The following is a 23,299-nucleotide window of genomic DNA, read 5'->3' as shown; positions in this document are numbered from 1 at the left end:
TGGGCGGGGGGCGAACGCCGGGCCGTGGCCCGGGCGTTCGGCGAGTGGCTGGCGGGTCAGCCCCCGTGGGGACGCCGAGCCCGGCGCGGGGGGTCCGGGCGGGGCCGGGGCGGCGTCGGTTGTCGGGGCGGGGAGAGTTTCAGGGGGTGGTCGGTCGCGTGGGTCCTACGGGGCCTGTGGGCGGTGGGGCATGTGCGGCCGGACGCAGCGTGGGCGGTCGGGCGGGGTCGGGGCGGCGTCGGTTGTCGGGGCGGGGGAGAGTGTCGGGGGGTGGTCGGTCGTGTGGGTCCTACGGGGCCTGTGGGCGGTGGGGCATGTGCGGCGCGGACGTAGGTGCGTGGGCGGTCGGGCGGGGCCGGGGTGGCGTCGGCTGTCGGGTCCGGTGGGCGGGGGGCGAACGCCGGGCCGTGGCCCGGGTGTTCGGCGAGTGGCTGGCGGGTCCGCCCGGGTGGGGACGCCGAAGCCCGGCGCGGCGGTGACGGGTGGGCCGTCGGGGCCGCGCCGGGGGGCGGGTCAGCGGGGGGTGAGGCGGCCGTCGTGCATCTCCAGGGTGCGGTCGGTGCGGGTCAGCAGGTCGCGGTCGTGGGTGACCATGACGGTGGCGGTGTTGTGGGTGCGGGTGATGTCGGCGAGGAGCTCGACGACCTGGGCGCCGCGTTCGTGGTCGAGGGCCGAGGTGGGCTCGTCGACGAGAAGGACCGATGGGTTGCCGAACAGGGCCCGGGCGATGTTCACGCGCTGGCGTTCGCCGCCGGAGAGCTGGTGGGGGCGGCGGCGCTGCTTGGCGGCGGCGAGGCCGACGGAGTCGAGGAGTTCCTCGGCGCGCCGGCGGGCGCGCTCGGGGCGGCGGCCGCGGACGGATTCGAGGACCAGGAGCTGTTCGACGGCGGTGAGCGAGGCGAGCAGGTTGGACTGCTGGAAGACGATGCCGAGGCGCTCGCGGCGCAGGGTCGTCCGCTCCCGGTCGCTGAGCGTGCCGGCGTCCACGCCGTCGACGAGGACCTGGCCGGAGTCCGGGCGCTGCAGCGTCGCGGCGACCGCCAGCAGGCTGGACTTGCCGGAGCCCGACGGGCCCGCGACGGCGGTGAACTCGCCCGGGGCGACCGTGAGTTCGACGTTGTCGAGGGCGACCAGGCGGCTCTCGCCGTCGGGGTAGGTGAGGGTGACGCCGCGCAGCGCGAGGCCGGTGCGGACGGCGGTGGTGGTGGTCATGGCGCGGGCCTTTCGGTGGTCGGGGGCGGCGGTCAGCGGTTGGCGCCGAGGGCGGCGAGCGGGTCGACGGCGGTGATCCGGCGGACCGCGAGGGCCGCGCCCGCCAGGCCGAGCAGCACCATCGCGGCGACCGGCACCGCGATCGTCGACACGCTCACGTCGAACGGCACCGCCGCCGAGGCGAACGCCCCGCCGATCGCGCCGATCGCCCCGCCGAGCAGCGCGCCCGCCAGCAGCACGGCCGCGGCCTGGGCGAGCGCGTCGCGCACCAGGTAGCCGCTGGACGCGCCGACCGCCTTGAGGACCGCGATGTCGGGCCGGCGCTGCACCGTCCACACCGTGAAGAACGCGCCCACCACGAGGGCGCTGACCGCGAACAGGAAGCCCTGGATCAGCTGCAGGCTGCCCTGCTCGGCCGCGTACCCGTTGATGCCCGACAGTGCGTCGCCCCGGGAGACGGCCTTCAGGTCGGCGGGCAGGTCGTGCGGGGTGCCGCGCACCGCGAGGGCGGTGGGCTGCTTCTGGCCGGAGACCTGCTGCCAGGTGTCGACGGTCGTCCACACGCTCGGCGCGTGCGACAGGGAACGCTCGGCGGTGACCGCGCTGACCGTCAACTTCTGCGAGCCGAGGGTGACTTGGGAGCCGGGGGAGAGGTGGTGCGCGGAGGCCGTGTCGGCGCCCACGGCGACCTCGCCGTCCTTCGGGGCCGCGCCCGCCGACAGCGGGGGCAGCAGCGCCGCGTCGGTGCCCAGCACGCTCACCGAGGCCGCGCCGTCCGGCGCCGTGAGCCGCGTCATCGCCACGCCCAGCGGGTGGACGGCGGTGGTGCCCGGGGCCGCGGCGACCCGCTCCTGCTGGGCGGTCGTCACCGTGCTGGACGCGAACGACACCTCCGCGTCCGCGCCCGCCGGCGCGCCGAACACCACGCCGTCCGCCGGGAGCTCGGCGACCGTCGAGGACGCGGCCGAGGCCAGCCCGCCGGTCAGGCCGTACAGGAACACCACCAGAGTTGTGATCATGGTGACCACCGCACCCATCAGGGCGAAGCGCCCACGGGCGAAACGGATGTCACGCAAGGCGACGAACACGGGAAACCTTCCGACGGACAGCGGACGAGACCACTCAACCCTCGCGGTTTTCGACCGCCCTGCCATCAGGGAGACGGCGGACTTCGCACCGTCCGAGGGGTGCAGCCGAAAATCCATCGAACGGTTGATGCCGCGCCGCGCCGACCGGCCGCCCCCGCCCCGTACCCTCGGACAGCGTGCCCCGTACCGAACCGCCCCCACCCGCCGTAGAACCGCACCGCTCGGCCGTCGGGCCGACGCCCGCCCTGCGCCTGGCCAACCTCGCCGTGCACGGCCTGTTCTTCACCCTGCTCGCGGTACTGCTGGTCCGCGCCGCCGCCGACGGCGCACTCGACGCGGCGGGCTGGGCCTTCGCCGGGGCACTCGCGGCCGTGTACGCCGCCGGCGGAGTGCTGCGCCAGGTGCGCGAATCGCGGGTGGTGGGCAGCGCCTGGCTGCTGGCGGTCGCCCTGCTGTGGATCGAACTCACCCTGCACCACCCCGAGTTCAGCTACCTCGCGTTCCCGCTGTACTTCGTCTGCCTGCACGCCCTGCCGCCGCGCTGGGCGCTGACCGCCGTCGCCGGGCTGACCGCCGCCGTGATCGCCGCCCAGGCCACCACCCCCGGCGGCCTCACCACCGCCAAGGTCCTCGGCCCGCTCGCCGGCGTCGTCGTCGCGCTGCTCACCGCCTACGGCTACGCCGCGCTCTACCGGGAGAGCCGGGCCCGCCAGCAACTCATCGACGACCTGGTCCGCACCCGCGACGAACTCGCCGCCAGCCAGCGCGAAGCCGGCCGCCTCGCCGAACGCCAACGCCTCGCCCGGGAGATCCACGACACCCTCGCCCAGGGCCTGTCCGGGATCGTCCTGATGGCCCGCGAAGCCGCCGCCGCGCTGCCGGACTCCCCGACACCCGCCGCCGCACCGCTGCTGCGCGACATCGAACGGACCGCCTCCGCCAACCTCGCCGAGGCCCGCCGCTTCGTCCACGCCCTCACCCCGCCCGCGCTCGACGACACCACCCTCGCCGACGCGCTGCGCCGCCTCGCCGACGGCGCCGGCGCCGCCTTCCACCTCGACGGCGAGCCCTACCCGCTGCCCGTCGAGGCCGAGGTCGCGCTGCTGCGCCTCACCCAGGAAGCCCTCGCCAACGCCGTCCGGCACGCCGCCGCCCAGCACATCGCCGTCACCCTCGGCTACCTCGACGACACCGTCACCCTCGACGTCTACGACGACGGCACCGGCTTCGACCCGGCCGACGCACCCGCCCCCGGCTCCTTCGGCCTGCACGGCATGCACGAACGCATCGCCGCGCTCGGCGGCACCCTCACCGTCGAATCCGCCCCCGGCGAAGGCACCGCCGTCGCCGCCACCCTGCCGCTGCGCGCCATCGACCCGCCCGCGTCGCCCGCCGAGGAGCCGAAGGCCCCTCCGGCGCGGCCCGGCGGCGGCACCGCGCTGCGCCTGCGACTCGCGGGGGTGCTGCGGTGATCCGGGTGCTGGTGGTGGACGACCACCCCGTGGTGCGGCGCGGCCTGCGCGCCATGGTCGACGACCTGCCGGACGTCACCGCCGTCGGCGAGGCCGCGGACGGGGCCGCCGCGCTCGACCTGCTCGCCGCGCTGCCCGCCGAGCAGCGCCCGCACGTGGTCCTGATGGACCTGCAGATGGGCGCCGGCATGCACGGCGTCGAGGCGACCCGCCGGGTCACCGCGCTGCCCGACCCGCCCGCCGTGCTCATCCTCACCACCTACTCCACCGACGCCGACATCCTCGCCGCCGTCGAGGCCGGCGCCACCGGCTACCTGCTCAAGGACGCCCCGCCCGAGGACCTCGCCGCCGCCATCCACGCCACCGCGCGCGGCGAGACCGTCCTCGCCCCGCCCGTCGCCGCCCGGCTGCTCGGCCGCGTCCGGGCCGGCCGCCCCACGCTGTCCCCGCGGGAGGCCGAGATCCTCCAACTCCTCGCCGAGGGGCTGCCCAACCGGCAGATCTCCAAGCGGCTGTTCATCAGCGAGGCGACGGTGAAGACCCACCTGGTGCACATCTACGACAAGCTCGGCGTCGACTCCCGGACGTCGGCCGTCGCGGCGGGCCTGGCGGCGGGGCTGATCCGGTCCGTGGGCTGATCCGGGCCGCTGCGCGAATTCTGGACCGAGTATGGTTTTGCACTCGGTCCAGCGTAGGGTGATCGGATGGTCGGACTGCGGGAAATGAAGAAGGAACGGACCGGGCGGCGGATCGCCGAGCAGGCGCTGCGCCTGTTCGACGAGCGCGGCTTCGAGGACGTGACGATGGGCGAGATCGCCCGGGCCGCCGAAGTGGCCCGGGCGACGCTGTTCGCCTACTACCCCACCAAGGAGGCGCTGGTCCTCGACGGCGTCGCCGGCGACGACCTGGCCGCCGCAGTGGCCGGACGCGCCGACGGACAGAACGCGCTCGCCGCGCTGCGCGCGCACCACCGCGCCCTGGCGGCCGGTCCGGTCGCCGCCGCCGACCTGCCGGCGCTGCTCACCCGGGTCCGGGTGATCCAGGCCAGCCCTGCGCTGCGGGCCGCCGCCGACAGCCTCCGCTACCGGCAGCGCCGGGCCCTCGCCGACGTCCTGGCCGAGGAACACGGCGAAGCGGCGGGCACGCTGATGGCCGCCCAGATCGCCGCCTCGCTGGCCGTCCTGCAGGAACGCCACTTCGCCCGCCTGGTCGGCGGAGACCCGGACGGGCGGGCGGGCCGCGCTCTGGAGCAGGAGGTCGAACTCGCCTTCGACCTGCTGGAACGGGGCTCCGCGCAGGCCGAGGGACGATGAGCACGCGCACGCTCGGCATCACCTACGACACCGGCACGTTCGGCGGTGAGCGGCTCACCCGGCGGCACTTCGATCCGGCCCAGGTGCGTCGCGAACTCGCGGTGATCGCCGAGGAGTTGCACTGCCGGGCGGTGCGGATCACCGGCGGCGACCCCGAACGGCTGGACGTGGCAGCACAGGCGGCGAGCGAGATCGGGCTGGAGGTGTGGTACTCGCCGTTCCCCGCGGACCTGCCGCCCGCTCGACTGCTGCCGTACTTCGCGGACTGCGCGCGGCGGGCTGAGACGCTGAGGGCGGAGGCGCTGCGGCGGGACGGCGCAAGCGGGTGTTCGAGGCGATGGCGAAGGCCTACCTGAACGCGGCGACGTAGCGCTGCGTCGAGTACGAGATCAGCGAACTCGGCCGCAGCCTGGCCCCGCTCTTCGCGCACCTCGCGCAGTGGGCGGCGAGCAACCTCGACGAGGTGGAACGGGCGCGGCGCGCGTACGACGTGCAGAACCCCTGACCTGGTGGGGTCACGGCCGTTGCGGGGGCGGCGGGTTGGGGGGTTGCCGGGCTGCGCGAGAATCGGCGGCATGGTGAGTGTCGGGTCGGTGGTGTTGGGCGCTTCGGATGTGGCGCGGGCGGCGGCGTTCTGGGAGGGGGCCCTCGGGTACCTGCCCCGGGAGGCGGGGACGGAGAGCTGGGTGGTGCTGGTGCCCGGCGAAGGGGGCGGGGGCGTGCAGATCGCGCTCGGGCTGAGCGAGTCGCCGGTGCAGGAGCACCCGCGGGTTCACCTGGACCTGTACGCGGCCGATGCAGCGGAGCAGGCCGCCGAGGTCGAACGGCTGGTGGCCCTCGGCGCGCAGCGCGTCGACTGGGACAGCTACCCGCAGGACCCGGACTTCGTGGTGCTCGCCGACACCGAGGGGAACCGCTTCTGCGTGATCGACACCAGCCGCGCCTGACCCGCCGAGCCACGGGAAAACCGCTGGTCGGGAGGGTGCCTCGGCTGGCAGGCTGCGGCGCATGGAGTCTCTGCGTGTGATGGCGATGCGTCAGGTCGTCGGGCAGCTGCGCTACGAGCAACTGCCCATGGTGGCAGCCGAGTTGCTGGCCGAAGGCGACGACTCGCCGGCGCTGCGGGAGTTGGCCGGGTGCAACGGCCGGGAGCCGCGCGACGAGCTGGAGCAGCTGTGGGGGCAGGCGCTCGACGAGCTCGGCGTGCAGCGGCCCGGGCAGGAGGAGGCCCAGCGGTGGGCGCTGCGCGACCTCGCCGGCCGTCTGTACTCCGGTGAGCTCGACTCGTTGGCCGAAGCGGTGGCGACGGTCGGCGGACTGGAGTACGCGGAGGGCGAACGGGAGTCGGCGTTCTGCCGGAGCGTCATGGAGGGTTGCTGCGAGGGGTGCGTCGCGGACGGGAACCCCGAGGTGCTCGCCGAGTGGGAGGCGAGGGTGCGGGCCGCCGCGGCGGCGCTCGTGGCCGAGGGGCGCCGTGTCGGCGAGTGAAGTGTCCATGGGCGGAGCGGCGTTGAAGCCGCGGTGCGAGCCAGTGCCTCGGGTGCTGGGTGCTGGGTGCTGGGTGCGTTCGGGTGGGGAGGCGGGGGAGCGGTGAGCGGGACGGTGGACGTGCAGCGCGTGCGAGAGGTGGCGCTGCGGTATCGGGCGGAAGAGCTGAGCACCGACGAACTGCCCATGGCAGCAGCCGAGTTGGTGGCCGAAGGGTGCGACTCACCGACGTTGTGCGACCTGGCGGGGCGGGGCGGGGGCGGCGGGAGTCGGCGTTCGAGCTGGAGGCGCTGCTGCGGCAGGTGGTGGACGAGTTCGGGCTGAGCCGGCCCGAACAGGCCGACGGGGAACGGTGGTTGCTGCGGAGCCTCGCGGGCCGGGCGGTGGCGGGGAGGATGACGCCGCTGGAGTTCGCCAGGGCGGTGACCGAGCGCGAGCTACGTGGCGTGGGCGAGGACGAGAAGGCGCTGGCCAGGCTGCTCAACCAGTACTGCTGGTGCTGCGGCGGACGGTGGACGCCGGCGGAGTTCGTCGTCCGGGAGGCGGACGTCCGGGCGGCCGCCGCGCGGGTGTCCGCCCCTGTCGCGGGGCCCGGGGGCGCCGCGACAGGGGCGGGGCGTCAGGCGAACTGTCCGGGGACGTAGTCGCCCGCCGGCTGGCGGATGATCACGTTGACCCGGTTGTAGGTGTTGATCAGCGCGATCAGGCCGACCAGGGCGATCAGCTGCTCCTCGTCGAAGTGCTTGGCGGCCTCCGCCCAGGCCTCGTCACCGACCCCGCCCGCCGCGTCGGCGATCCGGGTGCCCTGCTCGGTGAGTTCGAGTGCGGCACGCTCGGCCTCGGTGAAGCAGGTGGCCTCGCGCCAGGCGGCGACCAGGTGCAGGCGCTGGTGGGTCTCGCCGGCGTGCACGGCGTCCTTGGTGTGCATGTCGGTGCAGAAGCCGCAGCCGTTGATCTGGCTGGCGCGGATCTTCACCAGCTCCTGGGTGGCGGCGGGCAGCGCGGACCCGCCGATGGCGGCGCCGGCCGAGTTGATGTGCTTGAGGATCTTCCCGGCGAGCGGGTTGCCGAAGTAGTCGATGCGTGCGTCCACGGTCGGGCTCCTTGTCGTGTGTGCTTCTGCAAGGACTGACCGAACAGGCCCCCCGAATGTGACGACCCTGCAGATGTGACGCCCGTCACGCTACCGGCGGATGCTCTCCCGGCCTCGGAACCGGGGCCGCGCCGACACCGCGCACCCACACCGGGAACGGCGGGAACTCCGGCTCGGGCTCGTCGAGTACCGACCGGTCGGTGACGGTGACGAGGCCCGCCCAGGGGACCAGGCCCGGTTCCTCGTCCCGCAGGTAGCCCTCGACGATCGGGCCGAGGTCGTCGACCGGCAGGTACGCGGCGCCGAACGGCAGGCGGTCGGCGGGCACCGACCCGGTCGAGCAGCGGAGCTGGCCGGCCTGCTCGTCGTGCCACACGTAGAAGGTGGCGACCCCGGAGAAGCCCCGCTCCCGGATGCGCCGCCGGATGCGGTCGGCGGTCTCCTCGAAGGCGGCCGCCACCTCCCGCACGGACAGTGCCCGTCGCTCGGCGTCGTCCGTGCTCAGCCGCCAGGTGTTGGTCCTCCACTCCACCGGCCGGTCGTCCGGCTCCAGCGCCAGTGGTTCGTCCGCCACTTCGGCGATCCAGGTCAGCAGCATCCGGGGAGTGTCCCACGGCCGCCGGACGAGGGAGCGTCGGGGGGATCGGGCGCGGACGTAGGGTGGGGGCGACCGGATCGGCGCGCGTGGAGGCGAGGGAGCGGCATGGCATTCGACTGGGAGGTGCCGCTGATCGCGGCCCCGATGGCGGGCGGGCCGAGCACCCCCGAGCTGGTCGCGGCCGTGAACGGCGCGGGCGGCATCGGCTTCCTCGCCGCCGGGTACCGGACGGTCGACTCGACGCTCGAACAGATCCGCCGCACCCGCGAGCTGACGGACCGCCCGTTCGGGCTGAACCTGTTCGTGCCCGCGCCGCCGTCCGACCCCGGGCCGGTCGCCGCGTACCGTGAGCGGCTGCTCCCCGAGGCCGAGCGGTGGGGCGTCGAGCTGCCCGCCGGCATCCGGCCCGACCGGGACGGCTGGGAGGCCAAGCTGGAGGCCCTGCTGCGCGACCCGGTGCCGTACGTCTCCTACACCTTCGGCCTGCCCGGGCCGGACGAGGCCGCCGCGATCCGGGCCGCCGGGATCCGCCAACTCGGCACCGTCACCGGCCCGGAGGAGGCCCGCGCCGCCACCGCGCTCGGCCTCGACGCCCTGGTCGTCCAGGGCCCGGAGGCGGGCGGCCACCGCGGCACCCACCGCGCCGAGGACGTCCCCGGCACCCTCCCGCTGATCCAACTCCTCGCCACCGTACGGGAAGTGACGCCGCTCCCGCTGATCGCCGCGGGCGGCCTCGGCGACGGACCGGCCGTCGCCGCCGCCCTGCGCGCGGGCGCGATCGCCGCCCAACTCGGCACCGCGTACCTGCGCACCGACGAGTCCGGGGCCTCCGCCGCCCACCGCCGGGCCCTCGTGGAGATCCCCGACACCACCGTCACCCGGGTCTTCACCGGCCGCCCCGCCCGCGCCCTGCGCAACGCCTTCATCGCCCGCCACGACGGCCACGCCCCCGCCGCGTACCCCGAGGTCCACCACCTCACCCAGCCGCTGCGCGCCGCCGCCGCCCGCCACGACGACCCCTCCGGCATGCACCTGTGGGCGGGCACCGCCCACGCCTCGGCCCGCGAGGGCGGCGCGGCGGAGGTCACCCGCGCGCTGTGGGAGGAAGCCCGGCGCGCGTGACCCCCCACGACCCGAAGAACGGAGCCACCATGGCCGAGCGGCCCTTCGTGCTGCTGAGCGTCGCCACCTCGATCGACGGGTACATCGACGACGCCTCGGCAGAGCGGCTGCTGCTGTCGAACGCCGCCGACTTCGACCGGGTGGACCGGGTGCGGGCCGAGTCGGACGCGATCCTGGTCGGCGGGAACACGCTGCGGTCGGACAATCCGCGGCTGCTCGTCAACAGCGAGCAGCGGCGGGCCGCGCGGGTGGCGGCGGGCAGGCCGGCGTACCCGCTGAAGGTGACGGTCACGGCGAACGGCGACCTCCCGCGGGGGCTCAACTTCTGGCACTTCGGCGGCGAGAAGGTCGTCTACACCACCGACGCGGCCGCGTCGAAGCTGCGCGACACCCTGGACGGGCTGGCCGAGGTGGTCGCCACCGGGGAGGCGGTCGACTTCGGCGCGGTGCTCGACGACCTGGCCGGTCGCGGCGTGCGGCGGCTGATGGTGGAGGGCGGGGGGCGGATCCACACGCAGTTCCTGGCGCAGGGCCTCGCCGACGAGATCCAGTTGGCGGTGGCGCCGCTGCTGGTCGGCGAGGCCGGGGCGCCGCGGTTCGTGTACCCGGCGGCGTTCCCGGGCGGCAGCGCGCACCGGATGCTGCTGCTGGGCGTCGAGACGGTCGGCGACGTGGTGCTGCTGCGGTATGCGCCGAAGGGGAGTTGACGGCGCGCGTCAGTCGGTGTCGGTGGCCGCGAGGACGGCGAGGCGGCGGCCGTCGGGAGTGAGGGCGGCGAGCGCGACGTCCCGGGCGATGCGGTCGAACCAGGGGGAGGTGGGGGCGTCGAAGGTGAACCGGCGGTACGCGGCGGCGCGGGACTCGACGGTGTCGCGGCCGACGTCGGCGAGGGCGGTGACGGACTTCCGGGCGGCGAGGCGGCCGTACGCGCCGCGGCTGCCGGAACTGTAGGCGCCACCGGCGGAGGCTGCGGCGAACAGGATGCGCCAGGCCTCGGCGGGCGGGCAGGTGGAGACCGAGAAGGCGGCGGGCCGCACACCGGCCAGGCACTCCAGGCCGAGGGCGTGCAGGGCCCCGGGCACGGACGCGACGGGCAGCGGTTCGGCGAACGCGAACACCCGGGCTCGATCCGGCCGTTGGACTCCTCCGCCCAGCCGGCCACGGCCCGGGCCGGCGCAGCGCCCAGCTCGGGCGTGGTGGTCTCGGCGGCGGCGGGCGGGAGCACCGCGCCGCGACGGGACGTCAGTTGCTTGCCCGGGGCGGGCGCACGGCTCGTGACCTGCGCGCCGAGGCTCGGCAGGTCGGCGAGGATCTCCAGCGGCGAGCGCGTCAGCGGCAGTGGGCCCAGCGGATGGTGGGTGAAGGGGGCGCCGTTGCCCGGGCGAGGAGCCGGGGCAGCGCGGCGACGTTCGTGCTCCGCAGCACCAACTCGTGGACCAGGCAGGCCCGCAGCTCCTGCGAGGCGGGGTCGGCGAAGCGCCCAGCGGATGGTGGGTGAAGGGGGCGCCGTTGCCCGGGCGAGGAGCCGGGGCAGCGCGGCGACGTTCGTGCTCCGCAGCACCAACTCGTGGACCAGGCAGGCCCGCAGCTCCTGCGAGGCGGGGTCGGCGAAGCGCCCAGCGGATGGTGGGCGATGGGGGCGGGCGTCGCCCAGGCGAGGAGCCGGGGCAGCGCGGCGACGTTCGTGCTCCGCAGCACCAACTCGTGGACCAGGCAGGCCCGCAGCTCCTGCGAGGCGGGGTCGGCGAACACCGCGTCGAGGGCCGCGGGCCGCTGACCGGACGCCGGCATCGAGGCGGCGAGGCGCTGCACCCGCCGGTCGGCGGCCGGTGCGGTGGTGAGCAGGCCGAGCGCCCGGCGGACGTGCTCCGCGCCGGGCGTGGTCGTCAGCAGCCGGACCAGGTGGTCGAAGACGCTCCGGTACTGCCACACCTCCCCGGCGCCGCCGGGGCATTCGTCAAGACGTTCGGCGAGGCCGAGGTCGGCGAGGAAGGCGGGGTCGCCCTGCGCGAGCCGTCCTCGGCCACCGCCCGGACGCCGGTGACGCTGTTCAGATCGGGGAGCTGCGCCGGCAGGCGGGCGATGCGGTCGGTCATGGCAGCCGAGCCTGCACAGCACCGCCCACCCGATCATCCGGTTGTCGGGTCAGCGCTCCGACAGCAGCTCGCCCATCCAGGTCTCGATGCCGTCCACCGTGCGCGGCAGCGCGGAGGACATCAGCCGGGCGCCGTCGGCGGTGATGACCAGGTCGTCCTCGATGCGGACGCCGGTGCCGCGCAGCGCGGGCGGCAGGGTGAGGTCGTCGGGCTGCAGGTAGAGGCCGGGTTCGACGGTGAGCACCATGCCCTCCTCCAGGACGCCGTCCAGGTACGTCTCGGCGCGGGCCTTCGCGCAGTCGTGGACGTCCAGGCCGAGCATGTGGCCGCTGGCGCACAGGGTGTAGCGGCGGTACAGGCCGGAGTCCTCGCGCAGCGCCTCCTCGGCGGAGACGGGCAGCACGCCCCACTCGGAGAGGCCCTCGGCGATCACCCGCATTGCCGCGCGGTGGAAGTCGCGGAACGACGCGCCGGGGCGCAGCGTGGCGATGCCGGCGCTCTGGGCGGCGAGGACGAGTTCGTAGACGTCGCGCTGGGCGGAGGAGAAGGTGCCGGACAGCGGGAGGGTGCGGGTGATGTCCGCGGTGTAGAGGGTGTCGGTCTCCACGCCCGCGTCCAGCAGCAGGAGCTGGGTGGGGTCGAGCGGCCCGTCGTTGCGGATCCAGTGCAGCACGCAGGCGTGCGCGCCGGAGGCGACGATGGTCTCGTAGCCGGTGCCGTTGCCCTCGGCGCGGGCACGGGCGTTGAACGCGCCCTCCAGGATGCGCTCGCCGCGGTGGTGGCGCAGCGCGGCGGGCAGGGCGCGGACCACGTCGGCGAAGCCGGCGGCGGTGTGGTCGACGGAGAGCTGCAGCTGCTCGACCTCCCACGGGTCCTTGATCAGACGCAGCTCGCTGAGCGCGGCGGCCAGCTGGCCGTCGCGGACGGTGTGGTCGGCGTGCGGGCGGCCGGTCAGCGCGTCGAGGACGGGGTCGACGTCGGAGAGGACGCGGGTGGGGACGGAGCCGGTGAACAGCTTCGGCAGGTCGTCGAGGTGGGCGGCGCGGAGGCCGGTGAGGTTCGCGGCCTCGGCGAGGTCGGCGCGCCGGCCGACCCAGAGCTCGCCGTAGCGGCGGTCGCGGAAGAACGCGCCGGTGCCGTCGGACCGGTCGGAGCGCGGCCGCAGGTAGAGGACGCCCTCGCCGTCGGGCTCGATCACCAGGACGTGGCCGACCTGCTCCTCGCCGGTCAGTCCGGTGAGGTGGGCGTAGGCGCTGTTCGGGCGGAAACGGTAGTCGCAGTCGTTGCTGCGGACCTTCAACTGCCCGGCGGGAACGAGCAGTCGCTCGCCCGGGAAGGCGGCGGCGATCCGGGCCAGGCGGCCCGCGAGGTACCCGTGGCCGGGGACCCGCAGGTCGGCGGAGAGCGGGGTCGGGGCCCACTGGTCGGACATGTAGGCGGACAGGGCGGGGGTGACGGGGAGGTCGTGGCTGCCGGTGTGCAGCACGGACTGGTCGGCCATCGGGGGCGGGCTCCTTCGCGGGGGCGCGGTCAACAGGCGTGGTGGAAAAATCAGTTGCACTTTCGGGCGGGAGTCAATGACACGTCTCGGTAACGGTCCGACCGCCTCATTGCGCAGTGCAATTTCACATTACTATGTTACGGGTCACACCTCAGAGCGGGCCAGTCCCCGGGCGGCACGGATCCCCGGTTGAGCGGCCCCCAGTACCGGAGTGCACTCATGAACAGGCGTACCCACGCCGCCCTCGCGGCGGTCATCACGGCATCCCTCACCCTCGCCCTCGGCGCGTGCAGCAGCACCTCCAACGACGGCGGCGACAACGGCGGACAGCAGGGGGTGACCACCGCGGGCGACGGCATCATCGGCGGCACCCCGGTCAAGGGCGGCACCCTGACCATCCTGTCCAACCAGGACTTCGACCAGCTCGACCCGGCCCGCAACTGGACCATGCCCGTGATGGACGTCGGCGTGCGGATGCTCTACCGCACCCTGACCACCTTCAAGGCCGCCCCCGGCGCCGAGGGCCTGAAGCTCGAAGCCGACCTGGCCACCGACCTCGGCACCTCCAGCGACGGCGCGAAGACCTGGACCTTCCACCTGAAGGACAACCTCAAGTACGAGGACGGCACCCCGATCACCGCCGACGACATCAAGTACAACGTCGAGCGGTCGTACTCGCCGGAGCTGGCCGGCGGCCCCGACTACGCGGTGCGCTACCTCAACGCCCCGGCCGGCTACCAGGGCCCGCTGAGCGGCGAGCGGCTCGGCAAGGAGGCCATCGAGGTCCCCGACGCCAAGACCATCGTCTTCCACCTCAAGCGCCCGGTCGCCGAGTTCGCCTTCACCACCTCCCTGCCCACCTTCTCGCCGGTGCCCAAGGCGAAGGAGGCCGGCGCCAACTACTCCAACCACCCGGTCTCCTCCGGCCCCTACAAGATCGAGAGCTACGACCGCGGCAAGCGCATGGTGCTGGTCCGCAACACCAACTGGGACCAGGCCACCGACCCGGTCCGCAAGGCCTACCCCGACAAGATCGTCGTCGACCAGACCCTCAAGGGCGGCGGCATCGCCGACCGCCTGATCGCCGACCAGGGCGACGACAAGAACGCCGTCTCCTACGTCGACCTGGTTCCCTCGAAGATCTCCGAGGTGCTCACCAACCCCGACGTGAAGAAGCGCCTGGTCAGCGAGAACGCCGGCTGCACCACCAAGCTGGACATGAACAACACCAAGGCCCCGTTCGACAACGCCAAGGTCCGCCTGGCGATGCAGTACGCGGTGGACAAGGAGTCCTTCGCCGGCGCCATGGGCGGCCCCGCGTTCAACGAGATCGCCACCACCTACCTGCCGCCCGTGCTCACCGCCGGCGCGGCCGTCGACCACTTCATGATCAAGCCCGCCGGCGACCCCGAGAAGGCCAAGCAGCTGCTCGCCGAAGCCGGCTTCCCGAACGGCTTCTCCACCGAGATGGTCACCTCCACCGGCGGCAAGCCGCAGGCCGAGTCCATCCAGGCCTCCCTGAAGCGCGTCGGCGTGGACGTCACCATCACCACCGTCGACCCCACCGCCGTCAACTCCATCGTCGGCGACAAGGACAAGCAGCCCGGACTCACCAGCCTCGGCTGGTGTCCCGACTACCCGTCCGCCGGTACCTTCCTGCCGATGATCTTCGACGGCCGGGCGATCAAGGACAAGAGCAACAACGGCAACATGACCCGGTTCAACGACCCGTCCGTCAACGCCGAACTCGACCGGATCGCCGGCATGGACGACCTCCAGAAGGCCAACGCCGCCTGGCTCGCCCTGGACGCCAAGATCATGGACCTCTCGCCCGCCGTCCCGCTGGTCTGGCAGAAGAAGCCCGTCCTGGTCGGCTCCAACATCGCCGGCGCCTACGCCCACCCGGTCTGGGCCGGCCAGCTCGACTACGCGGCCATCGGCCTCAAGTCCGCCAAGTAGAGCCGGAGTCCAGACCATGACCACCCCGCTCCCCACGGCCCCGGCCGAGGGAGCGGGGGCCCCGGCCGCTGCCGAGGCCCCCGCCTCCCCCTGGGCCCTCGCCCTGCACCGCCTGCGCCGCCGCAAGGCCGCCCTCGTCGGCGCCGGCATCATCGGCTTCTTCGTGCTCGCCGCCCTCCTCGCCCCCGTGCTCACCGCGATCAGCGGCACCCGCCCCGACACGGTCGACAAGAAGGCCATCGACCCCTACCTCGGCGGCCTGCCCCGCGGCTCCCTCGGCGGCATCAGCTCGCACCACTGGCTCGGCGTCGAACCGCTGCTCGGCCGCGACATCTTCGCCCGACTCCTCTACGGCGCCCAGATCAGCCTGCTCGTCGCCTTCAGCGCCGCCCTGCTGATCACCCTCATCGGCACCGTCCTCGGCATCACCGCCGGCTACTTCGGCGGCCGCATCGACGCCCTGATCAGCCGCTTCATGGACGTCATGATGTCCTTCCCCAGCCTGATCTTCATGATCGCGCTGCTCTCCGTCGCCCGGGACGTCAACCGCGTCGTGCTGCTGATCGGCGTCATGTCGCTGTTCTCCTGGCCGTACATCGCCCGCGTGGTCCGCGGCCAGACCCTCTCGCTCCGGCACCGCGAATACGTCGAGGCCGCCCGGGCCAGCGGCACCGGCAACGCCCGCATCCTGTTCGGCGAGATCCTGCCCAACCTCACCGGCACCATCGTCGTCTACGTCACCCTCGCCGTCCCCGGCCTGATCGGCACCGAAGCCGCGCTCAGCTTCCTCGGCGTCGGCATCCGGCCGCCCACGCCCTCGTGGGGCCAGATGATCTCCGACGCGGTGCTCTACTACAAGGTCGACCCGATGTTCTTCATCCTCCCCAGCGCCTGCCTCTTCCTGGTCGTCCTCGCCTTCACCCTGGTCGGCGACGCCCTGCGGGACGCCCTCGACCCGAAGGGCAGCCGGGCATGATCGGATACCTGCTCCGCCGGCTCGCCGCGATGGCAGCCACCCTGCTGATCGTCTGCGCGCTCACCTTCGCCGTCTTCTACCTGCTCCCCAGCGACCCCGCCGCCCAGTTCTGCGGCAAGGACTGCTCCACCGAACGCATCGAACTCGTCCGGCAGCAGCTCGGACTGGCCGACCCCCTGATCGTCCAGTTCTGGCACTACGTCCGCGGCATCTTCGCAGGCCAGACCCTCGGCACCGGCCAGTACGCCGTGCAGTGCGGCTTCCCGTGCTTCGGCTACTCCTTCCAATCCGCCCAGCCCGTCTGGGCGTTGATGATGGACCGGCTCCCCACCAGCATCTCCCTCGCACTCGGCGCGGCCACCCTCTGGCTGCTCCTCGGCGTCGGCGCCGGCGTGATCTCCGCCCTGCGCCGCGGCACCTGGATCGACCGCACCCTGATGATCGGCACCATCGGCATCGCCGCCCTGCCGGTCTACTTCACCGCGATGATCCTGCTCTACCTGGTCGTCACCGTCGCAGGCATCCTGCCCTACCCCCGGTACATCGCCTTCGGCGAGAACCCCGTCGGCTGGATCACCAACCTGATCCTCCCGTGGATCACCCTCGCCCTGCTGAACGCCGCCATCTACGCCCGGATGACCCGCAACTCCGTCATCGAGACGATGGCCGAACCGTACGTCCGCACCGCCCGCGCCAAGGGCCTGCCCGAACGCCGGGTCGTCGGCAAACACGGACTGCGGCCCGCCCTCACCCCCGTCGCCACCATGCTCGGCATGGACCTCGGCGGACTGCTCGCCGGCGCCCTCATCACCGAATCGCTGTTCAGCCTCCCCGGCATCGGCAAACTCTTCGCCGACTCCCTCAACAAGTCCGACCAACCGGTGATCATGGGCGTGACGCTGCTCGCCTCCTTCTTCATCGTCACCTCCAACCTGGTCGTGGACCTCGTCTACGCCTGGATCGACCCGAGGGCGAGGCTGTCATGACCCCCCACCCGCTGCTCGAAGTCCGCGACCTCGCCGTCGAGTTCCCCACCGCCGAAGGAACCGTCCGCGCCGTCAAAGGCATCGACTTCACCGTCGAACGCGGACGCACCCTCGGCATCGTCGGCGAATCCGGCTCCGGAAAGTCCGTCACCTCGCTCGCGGTCATGGGACTCCACCGCGGCGCCACCGTCACCGGCTCCGCGAAACTCGACGGCACCGAACTGATCGGCACCCCCGACGACCGGCTCCGCGCCCTGCGCGGCCGGAAGATGGCGATGGTGTTCCAGGACGCCCTCACCGCACTGCACCCCTACTTCACCGTCGGCGACCAGATCGCCGAGGCCTACCGCCAGCACTTCGGCGGCACCCGCAAAGCCGCCCTCGCCCGCGCCGTCGACGTCCTCGGCGACGTCGGCATCCCCGAACCCGCCCGCCGCGCCCGCGAACACCCGCACCAGTTCTCCGGCGGCATGCGCCAACGCGCCATGATCGCCCTCGCGCTGTCCTGCGACCCCGACCTGATCATCGCGGACGAACCGACCACCGCCCTCGACGTCACCGTCCAGGCCCAGGTCCTCGAACTGCTGATGCGCCTCCAACAGGAACGCGGACTCGGCATCGTCATGATCACCCACGACCTCGGCGTGATCGCCCGGGTCGCCGACGAAGTCCTCGTCATGTACGGCGGCTCCGCCGTCGAACAGGCCCCCGCGGAGAAGCTGTTCACCGCACCCCGGCACCCGTACACCCGCGGCCTGCTCGACTCGCTGCCCCGCCTCGACGACGAGGACGGCGCCGAACTGCGCGCCATCCCCGGCTCCCCGCCCTCCCTGCTCGCCCCACCCGCCGGCTGCGCCTTCCACCCGCGCTGCCCCGCCTACGCCGCGACCTCCGACGGCCGCTGCACCGGCGACCGGCCGCCGCTGCGCACCGTCGCCGACGGACACCGCAGCGCCTGCGTCCTCGATGAGGTGACCGCATGACCACCGAGACCCTCCACGCCGCCGACCGTGCCCAACCCGCGCTCTCCGACGCCCTGTTGAGCGTCCGCGACCTCGGCATGACCTTCCCCGGCGCACGCGGCGTGCTGCGCCGAATGCCCGGCGTCCGGGCCGTCGACGGCGTCAGCTTCGACGTCCGGCCCGGCGAGACGCTCGGACTGGTCGGCGAATCCGGCTGCGGGAAGTCCACCACCGGGCGGATGCTGGTGCGGCTGCTGGACCCGACGGCGGGCACCGTCGCCTTCCGCGGCCAGGACATCACCCGGACCTCGCAGGGACGGCTGCGGCCGCTGCGCAGCAAGTTCCAGATGATCTTCCAGGACCCGTTCGCCTCGCTGAACCCGCGGCAGACCGTGCAGCAGATCATCGCCGCGCCGCTGCGGGCCCAGGGGGCATCGTCCGGGGAGATCGCGCGCGAGGTCCGTGACCTGGTCCAGCTGGTCGGACTCGCCCCGGAGCACCTGGAGCGCTACCCGCACCAGTTCTCGGGCGGACAGGCCCAGCGGATCGGGATCGCGCGCGCGCTCGCCACCCGGCCCGAGCTCGTGGTGGCCGACGAACCGGTGTCCGCGCTCGACGTCTCGATCCAGGCGCAGATCGTCGGACTGATGGAGCGCCTGCAGCGCGAGCTCGGCGTCGCCTACGTGTTCATCGCGCACGACCTCGCCGTGGTGAAGCACATCAGCCACCGGGTCGCGGTGATGTACCTCGGGCGGATCGTCGAGATCGGCGACAAGGACGACGTCTACCAGCGGCCGGCGCATCCGTACACCAAGGCGCTGCTGTCGGCCGTCCCGCTGCCCGACCCGGCCGCGGAACGGGCGCGCGAGCGGATCGTGCTGCTCGGCGACCCGCCCAGCCCGGCGAACCCTCCGTCGGGGTGCACGTTCCACCCGCGCTGCCCGAAGGCGCAGGCGCGGTGCCGCGAGGAGGCCCCGCTGCTGACGCTCACCACACGGGCGCAGCAGGTGGCGTGCCACTACCCGGAGACGTAGCAGCCGCGTCCGGCCCCCCGCGCCCCGTGACGGGGCGCGGGGGCAGTTGTCCTTGTTGATTCGCTCGGAAGGAACGTTTGTTGTGACTGCTCTGTCGTGGGACGGCTCCGCGCCGCCGTCCGGTCTGGTCGAGACCTCCCGGACCGTCGAGGCCGGGGGACTGGTGGTGCGGGTGACGGCGGTCGGGAGCGAGGTGCCGCCCGTGGTGCGGGTGGTGCAGGACGCCGGGGTGGTGGTGGTCGAGGCGGACGGCGAGCGGCTGCGGATCGAGTGGCAGCTGCCCTGCACCGGAGCCGCCGCGTACTGGACGCCCAACACCAACTCCCGCTGGCTGCCGCCCAGTTGGGCCCGGCCTCGGGAGACCTCGGTGGCGAAGGGCGCCCCCGTGGGCAGCCTGATCGGCGCGGGCGACCGGGCGTTGTGCACCTTCGCGCTCGGCGAGCTGGTCCGGCCGGTGACGATCGGCGAGGGCGCGGTGGAGGAGACCGGTCGGTTCGCCTGGTGGGCCGAGCACGACGGGCCGACGCTCTCCCTGCGCCTCGACCTGAGCGGACGCCACTTCGCCGACACCCTCGCCGACGTCTCCACCTGGTGGGAAGCGAGCCTGCCCGCCCGGCCCCCCGTCCCGGACCTCGCGTACCTGCCGGTGTTCTGCACCTGGTACGCCCTGCACCTCGCGATGACGCACACCGACGTCGAACGCCTCGCCGCGCTCGCCGCCCCGCTCGGCTTCCGGTCCCTGATCGTCGACGACGGCTGGCAGACCGACGAACGCACCCGCTCCTACGCCACCACCGGCGACTGGCAGCCCGCCCCGGAGGCGTTCCCGGACTTCGGCGCGCACGTGAAGCGGATCCAACAGCTAGGCCTGGCCTACCTGTTGTGGCACGCGATCCCGTTCGCCGGCGACCGCAGCGCCGCCGCGCAGCGCCTCGCCGGGCACACCCTCGCGCACCTGCCGCAGCTGGAGACGCACGTCCTCGACCCGCGCAGCCCCGGCGTCCGCGCCCACCTGGTCGACCGGCTCGCCGCCGCCGTCGAGCAGCACGGCGTGGACGGACTGAAGATCGACTTCATCGACACCTTCGCCCGCCCCGCCGACACCGCGTCCCCGGAGGCCGACCGCCCGACCGTCGCCGAAGGCGTCAGCGAGCTGCTCGCCGCGCTCGACATCCGGCTGCGCGCCACCACGCCGCAGGTGCTGGTCGAGCACCGGCAGGACTACGTGAGCGCGGGGCTGTGGCCGTACGCCACCATGGTCCGGGCCGCCGACTGCCCGCACAACGTGGTGGAGAACCGGGTCCGCACCGTGGACCTGCGGCTGACCGCCGGGCCGCTCGCCGTGCACGCCGACCCGCTGACCTGGCACCCCGACGAGAGCCCCGAGCAGATCGCCGTGCTGCTCCAGTCGGTGCTGTTCTCCACCGCCCAGGTCTCCGTGGACCTCGCCGCGCAGCGCCCCGAGCAGCTCGCCGCGCTGCGCTTCTGGCTGGGCGTCATGACCGAGCACCGCGGGCTGCTGCAGCGCGGCGAACTACGGCCGCACCGGCCCGAGTTGGCGTACCCGATGATCGAGGCGCGGAGCCGCCGGCAGCTCGCGTTCGGCCGGTACGCGCCGCTGCCGCTGCGGGCGGCCGGCGAGTGGGACCTGCTGCTGGTGGCCAACTCCGACCCCGACACCCTGGTGCGGATCGAGTTCGACCGGCCGCCGGGCCGGGTCGAACTGCTGGTCCAGGACTGCCTGGGCGGCGAAGTCGCGCGGGCGCAGACCCCGGTCGACGGGACGGAACTCGCCGTCCGGGTGCCCACCGGGGGCCTGCTCACGCTCACCAGGGCCGAGTAGCCGTCAGACCTCCAGGTCGGTCTCCACCTTCTTCAGCTGGTGACGGGCCATCGCCAGGTTCGCCCGGTTGCGGTCCAGCGCCAGGTACAGGAACAGACCCTTGCCGGAGCGGGAGGTGAGCGGGCGGATCAGGTGGTACTGGGAGGAGAGGGTGATCAGGATGTCCTCGATCGCCTCGTCCAGGTTGAGCAGTTCCATCGCGCGCAGCTTGGCCCGGACCACGTCGGTGTTGCCGGCGGCGGCGACGTTCAGGTCCAGGTCCGGGCCGCCGCCGATCAGGCCCAGGGCCATCCCGCTGTTGTAGTCGACCAGGGCGACACCGATGGTGCCCTCGACCGAAGCCATGATCTCCTTGAGGGCGGTTTCCAGACCAGACATCGTGCAAGTACCTCTTCCGTTGGGCAAGTTGAAGGCGCGTCGGATCGGCGCACCCGGCTGTTGCGAGAATGGGACGAGCGTCGCAGGGGCGACCGGATCAGAGCGGGCCGCGGTCGAGGTCCGCGTCGGCGAGGGCGGCTATCCGCGCCCCGGCCCGGCGCGCCTCCAGGTGCAGGCGGCCGACGTTGGCCTGCGCGCCGGCCATCAGGGTGAGCACCGTGTACGAGCCGGCGGCGTACGTCGCCGTGTAGCCGCGCTCGCCGCGGGTGATCAGCTCCAGGAAGGCGCCCTGCCCGGTGGCCTCCGTGAGCCGCGCACCGACGCCGAGCGCGGCGGCGGTCAGCGCGGCCACGCTCTCCGCCTCCAGGGCACTGGTGTCGTGCGCCACCACCAGGCCGTCGATGGTGGCGACCAGCGAACCCGTCAGGTGCGGGACGCGGGACCGCAGGCCGCGCAGTTCGGCGTGCACCTCGGCTTCCGGCAGCACGGGCGTCCTCCTCGCGGTCAGTTGACGGAACGTGCGCTTCATGACTCGAACGGCTGCTGGCAGGGGCGGGCGGGCAGGGCGGTCACAGGGCCTCCAGGGCGGCGCGTAGACGGAGCAGCAGGCCCACCTCCGGGTCCGAGGAGTCGTGGGGGCGCGGGCCGGGCGGCGACAGCTCGGCCGGAGGCGCCGTCGGCGGCACGGCGGCCGGTGGCGGGTCGGGGAGGACGGCGGGCCGGCCGGACGCGAGCAGCCCGGCGGCGGCCAGCTGCCGGACGTCCAGCAGGGTGCCGAAGGTGGAACGGCCCAGCAGCCGGGCCAGTTCGGGTGCCGTGCGGGTGCCGTCGGCGGCGGCCAGCAGCGCCTGAAGGCGGCGGCGCGGCACGGCGGTGCGGCGGACCGGCGCGGCGCCGGTGACGGCCGGCGGGACGGAGTCGAGCTCGGCGGACGGCCAGCAGGCGTCCAGCAGGGCGCGCCGCCGGCCGACCGCGCCGCGCAGCTCCAGCACGGACAGCGGGCGGGCCAGCCGGAACGCCGGGCGGGCGACGGGGTCGAAGCGCAGCTCGCCGCCGTGCTGGGCGAGTGCGTCGAACGCGCCGTCCAAGGTCGCGGTGAGGCGCGCGAGTTCGAGTTCGGCGCGGCCGACCAGACCGGCCGTGAACAGGTGGTCGGCCGGGCTCCCGGCGTCCCGCCGCACGGCCTCCTCCCAGTCGCGGACGGTGATCCGTCCCGCACCGTGGAGCAGGTGGCCGACGCTCGCCCCGCGCGCGGACTCGGCGTGCACCACCAGGCCCTCCGCCAGGTGCACCGCGCCGTCCGGGCCGTGCAGGACGCCGGTCGCGCCCTGGGCGGCGAGTTCGGTCAGCGCCGCCTCGAAGGTGGTCGCTGGCGCGCAGCTGGAACGCCGGCGGCGGGGCAGCGGGGCGGCCGGGGTGCGGGGTCCGCGCCGCGCCGACTGCGGCTCGGGCGGGGCGAGTCGGGGAGAGGAGACCAGCAGCGGCGGCACCGCCGGCATCGGCGGGACGGGCCGCGGGACGAGGGCGCCGACGGCCGGCGCGAGCTGCGGAGGGACGGCCGGCGCGAGCTGCACGGGGAGGGTCGGCGCGGGGAGGGTCGGGGCGGTGAGGGCCGGGGCGGTGAGGGTCGGCGCGGTGAGGGTGTCGGTGGGCCACATCAGGCGAGCACCAGTCGGTCGGCGACGGCGGCGAGGCGGAGCCGGGCCATGGCCAGGTTGGCGTGGTCGCGGTCCAGCCGGAGGTAGAGGAAGACGTTCGCGTCGAAGGCGGCGGGGACGAACCGGATCAGGTGGTAGTGGCCGGCCGAGGTGACGATGACGTCCTCGGCGGGCGGGGCTCCGGAGTCCGGGTCGGCGAACGACGGGGTCTGGGTGACGGCCCGGGCGAGTTCGGTGGCGTCGGCCGCCCCGACCTCGTGGTCGCCGTCGGGGCCCAGACCGGCCGTCCCGATGGCCAGGCCGTTGGTCCAGTCGACCAGGCTGACTCCCAGGGCGCCGGTGATCCCCATGGCTTCCGCAAGGCACTCTTCGATCCCGGGCACGTACGGCGTTCCCTCCCCACCGTGCGCGGCACGGTGCGTCCCTGGCCACCGCCTTCACCTGCGGTAGTCTGACCGGGACGCAACGCTACCGGCGGGGCCCCCGGAGGGCGAGACTTTCGGCCATATCCATCGGGCAT

General features: G+C 73.9%; 25 protein-coding genes and 4 pseudogenes. 16 read left to right on the top strand and 13 right to left on the bottom strand.

Annotation, left to right across the window (positions count from 1 at the left end):
• Nucleotides 1-513 precede the first annotated feature (513 nt).
• Both AMK19_RS05465 and AMK19_RS05460 read right to left on the bottom strand, forming a co-directional pair.
• Nucleotides 514-1,212: an ABC transporter ATP-binding protein gene (locus AMK19_RS05465; protein ID WP_073808602.1), complete on the bottom strand. Its 699-nt coding sequence runs from the start codon at nt 1,210-1,212 to the stop codon at nt 514-516.
• 32 nt (nt 1,213-1,244) lie between these two features.
• The gene (locus tag AMK19_RS05460) at nt 1,245-2,231 is read right to left on the bottom strand and encodes an FtsX-like permease family protein (RefSeq protein ID WP_443134989.1); all 987 of its coding nucleotides are present in this window, start codon (nt 2,229-2,231) and stop codon (nt 1,245-1,247) included.
• A gap of 245 nt (nt 2,232-2,476) precedes the next feature.
• On the opposite strand from AMK19_RS05460, the gene AMK19_RS05455 reads away from it, so the two are divergent.
• The 8 genes and pseudogenes from AMK19_RS05455 (at nt 2,477) to AMK19_RS05420 (ending at nt 7,217) form a co-directional block, all read left to right on the top strand.
• Nucleotides 2,477-3,772, top strand: coding sequence for a sensor histidine kinase (locus AMK19_RS05455; protein ID WP_073808599.1), 1,296 nt, complete (start codon nt 2,477-2,479; stop codon nt 3,770-3,772).
• Nucleotides 3,769-4,410, top strand: coding sequence for a response regulator (locus AMK19_RS05450; protein ID WP_073808597.1), 642 nt, complete (start codon nt 3,769-3,771; stop codon nt 4,408-4,410). The genes AMK19_RS05455 and AMK19_RS05450 overlap by 4 nt, the downstream gene beginning before the upstream one ends.
• An 84-nt stretch (nt 4,411-4,494) precedes the next feature.
• Complete coding sequence (locus AMK19_RS05445) at nt 4,495-5,085, top strand: TetR/AcrR family transcriptional regulator (RefSeq protein WP_241844259.1); 591 nt, start codon at nt 4,495-4,497, stop codon at nt 5,083-5,085.
• A complete protein-coding gene (locus AMK19_RS05440) occupies nt 5,082-5,441 on the top strand; it encodes a hypothetical protein (protein ID WP_198953221.1) in 360 nt (119 codons plus the stop codon). Before AMK19_RS05445 ends, AMK19_RS05440 begins: the two co-directional genes overlap by 4 nt.
• 20 nt (nt 5,442-5,461) lie before the next feature.
• Nucleotides 5,462-5,590: pseudogene (locus tag AMK19_RS05435) on the top strand (winged helix-turn-helix transcriptional regulator); the annotation flags it as partial.
• A gap of 70 nt (nt 5,591-5,660) precedes the next feature.
• Nucleotides 5,661-6,032, top strand: a complete 372-nt coding sequence (locus tag AMK19_RS05430; RefSeq protein ID WP_073808594.1) for a VOC family protein — start codon at nt 5,661-5,663, stop codon at nt 6,030-6,032.
• 61 nt (nt 6,033-6,093) lie between these two features.
• On the top strand, nt 6,094-6,573 hold the full coding sequence (locus AMK19_RS05425) for a hypothetical protein (RefSeq protein ID WP_143200062.1): 480 nt from the start codon (nt 6,094-6,096) through the stop codon (nt 6,571-6,573).
• Nucleotides 6,574-6,788: 215 nt separating this feature from the next.
• Nucleotides 6,789-7,217, top strand: a complete 429-nt coding sequence (locus AMK19_RS05420) for a hypothetical protein (RefSeq protein ID WP_073808591.1) — start codon at nt 6,789-6,791, stop codon at nt 7,215-7,217.
• On the opposite strand, the gene AMK19_RS05415 is transcribed toward AMK19_RS05420, so the two are convergent.
• Both AMK19_RS05415 and AMK19_RS05410 read right to left on the bottom strand, forming a co-directional pair.
• Nucleotides 7,193-7,666, bottom strand: a complete 474-nt coding sequence (locus AMK19_RS05415) for a carboxymuconolactone decarboxylase family protein (protein ID WP_073808589.1) — start codon at nt 7,664-7,666, stop codon at nt 7,193-7,195. The two genes, AMK19_RS05420 and AMK19_RS05415, sit on opposite strands and share 25 nt — an antisense overlap.
• Nucleotides 7,667-7,751: 85 nt before the next feature.
• Nucleotides 7,752-8,264, bottom strand: coding sequence for a hypothetical protein (locus AMK19_RS05410; protein WP_073808588.1), 513 nt, complete (start codon nt 8,262-8,264; stop codon nt 7,752-7,754).
• A gap of 105 nt (nt 8,265-8,369) precedes the next feature.
• Here AMK19_RS05410 and AMK19_RS05405 point away from each other — a divergent pair, with 105 nt between their 5' ends.
• Entirely contained in the window at nt 8,370-9,386 is a 1,017-nt protein-coding gene (locus AMK19_RS05405; protein ID WP_073808586.1) for a nitronate monooxygenase, read from the top strand.
• Nucleotides 9,383-10,093 carry a RibD family protein gene (locus AMK19_RS05400; RefSeq protein WP_241844258.1) on the top strand — a complete coding sequence of 237 codons (711 nt, stop codon included), beginning with the start codon at nt 9,383-9,385 and terminating at the stop codon, nt 10,091-10,093. The genes AMK19_RS05405 and AMK19_RS05400 overlap by 4 nt, the downstream gene beginning before the upstream one ends.
• A gap of 9 nt (nt 10,094-10,102) precedes the next feature.
• On the opposite strand, the pseudogene AMK19_RS05395 reads toward AMK19_RS05400, so the two are convergent.
• The 5 genes and pseudogenes from AMK19_RS05395 to AMK19_RS05385 all read right to left on the bottom strand — a co-directional run bounded on the left by AMK19_RS05395 (nt 10,103) and on the right by AMK19_RS05385 (nt 12,983).
• Nucleotides 10,103-10,698 (bottom strand): annotated as a pseudogene (locus tag AMK19_RS05395) (DUF6183 family protein).
• A 17-nt stretch (nt 10,699-10,715) separates the two neighbouring features.
• Complete coding sequence (locus AMK19_RS38565; protein WP_443134993.1) at nt 10,716-11,006, bottom strand: DUF6183 family protein; 291 nt, start codon at nt 11,004-11,006, stop codon at nt 10,716-10,718.
• Nucleotides 10,936-11,103 (bottom strand): annotated as a pseudogene (locus AMK19_RS38560) (hypothetical protein); the annotation flags it as partial. The gene AMK19_RS38565 and the pseudogene AMK19_RS38560, both read right to left, overlap by 71 nt.
• 38 nt (nt 11,104-11,141) lie before the next feature.
• Nucleotides 11,142-11,519: pseudogene (locus AMK19_RS38555) on the bottom strand (DUF6183 family protein); the annotation flags it as partial.
• Nucleotides 11,520-11,531: 12 nt separating this feature from the next.
• Nucleotides 11,532-12,983 (bottom strand): aminopeptidase P family protein, encoded by a 1,452-nt coding sequence (locus AMK19_RS05385; RefSeq protein ID WP_073808582.1) that lies wholly within the window; start codon nt 12,981-12,983, stop codon nt 11,532-11,534.
• 219 nt (nt 12,984-13,202) lie between these two features.
• Here AMK19_RS05385 and AMK19_RS05380 point away from each other — a divergent pair, with 219 nt between their 5' ends.
• From AMK19_RS05380 to AMK19_RS05355, 6 genes are all read left to right on the top strand, one after another.
• Nucleotides 13,203-14,942, top strand: a complete 1,740-nt coding sequence (locus AMK19_RS05380) for an ABC transporter substrate-binding protein (protein WP_073808581.1) — start codon at nt 13,203-13,205, stop codon at nt 14,940-14,942.
• A gap of 16 nt (nt 14,943-14,958) precedes the next feature.
• On the top strand, nt 14,959-15,918 hold the full coding sequence (locus AMK19_RS05375) for an ABC transporter permease (protein ID WP_073808579.1): 960 nt from the start codon (nt 14,959-14,961) through the stop codon (nt 15,916-15,918).
• The gene (locus AMK19_RS05370) at nt 15,915-16,904 is read left to right on the top strand and encodes an ABC transporter permease (protein WP_073808578.1); all 990 of its coding nucleotides are present in this window, start codon (nt 15,915-15,917) and stop codon (nt 16,902-16,904) included. Before AMK19_RS05375 ends, AMK19_RS05370 begins: the two co-directional genes overlap by 4 nt.
• The gene (locus AMK19_RS05365) at nt 16,901-17,887 is read left to right on the top strand and encodes an ABC transporter ATP-binding protein (RefSeq protein WP_073808576.1); all 987 of its coding nucleotides are present in this window, start codon (nt 16,901-16,903) and stop codon (nt 17,885-17,887) included. Before AMK19_RS05370 ends, AMK19_RS05365 begins: the two co-directional genes overlap by 4 nt.
• Nucleotides 17,884-18,900: an ABC transporter ATP-binding protein gene (locus AMK19_RS05360; protein ID WP_073808575.1), complete on the top strand. Its 1,017-nt coding sequence runs from the start codon at nt 17,884-17,886 to the stop codon at nt 18,898-18,900. The genes AMK19_RS05365 and AMK19_RS05360 overlap by 4 nt, the downstream gene beginning before the upstream one ends.
• Nucleotides 18,901-18,982: 82 nt before the next feature.
• Nucleotides 18,983-20,743: a glycoside hydrolase family 36 protein gene (locus AMK19_RS05355; protein WP_083646515.1), complete on the top strand. Its 1,761-nt coding sequence runs from the start codon at nt 18,983-18,985 to the stop codon at nt 20,741-20,743.
• Nucleotides 20,744-20,746: 3 nt separating this feature from the next.
• On the opposite strand, the gene AMK19_RS05350 is transcribed toward AMK19_RS05355, so the two are convergent.
• From AMK19_RS05350 to AMK19_RS05335, 4 genes are all read right to left on the bottom strand, one after another.
• Nucleotides 20,747-21,121 (bottom strand): hypothetical protein, encoded by a 375-nt coding sequence (locus tag AMK19_RS05350; protein ID WP_073808573.1) that lies wholly within the window; start codon nt 21,119-21,121, stop codon nt 20,747-20,749.
• Between the two features lie 97 nt (nt 21,122-21,218).
• Nucleotides 21,219-21,650 (bottom strand): roadblock/LC7 domain-containing protein, encoded by a 432-nt coding sequence (locus tag AMK19_RS05345; protein WP_073808571.1) that lies wholly within the window; start codon nt 21,648-21,650, stop codon nt 21,219-21,221.
• Between the two features lie 40 nt (nt 21,651-21,690).
• Nucleotides 21,691-22,779: a hypothetical protein gene (locus AMK19_RS05340; protein ID WP_083646514.1), complete on the bottom strand. Its 1,089-nt coding sequence runs from the start codon at nt 22,777-22,779 to the stop codon at nt 21,691-21,693.
• Nucleotides 22,779-23,162: a hypothetical protein gene (locus tag AMK19_RS05335; protein ID WP_073808570.1), complete on the bottom strand. Its 384-nt coding sequence runs from the start codon at nt 23,160-23,162 to the stop codon at nt 22,779-22,781. Before AMK19_RS05335 ends, AMK19_RS05340 begins: the two co-directional genes overlap by 1 nt.
• Between the last annotated feature and the right edge of the window lie 137 nt (nt 23,163-23,299).

Source organism: Kitasatospora sp. CB01950, from assembly GCF_001905465.1.
In the GTDB taxonomy this organism is placed as follows: Bacteria; Actinomycetota; Actinomycetes; order Streptomycetales; family Streptomycetaceae; genus Kitasatospora.
This window is presented reverse-complemented; position numbering and strand designations above follow the sequence as displayed.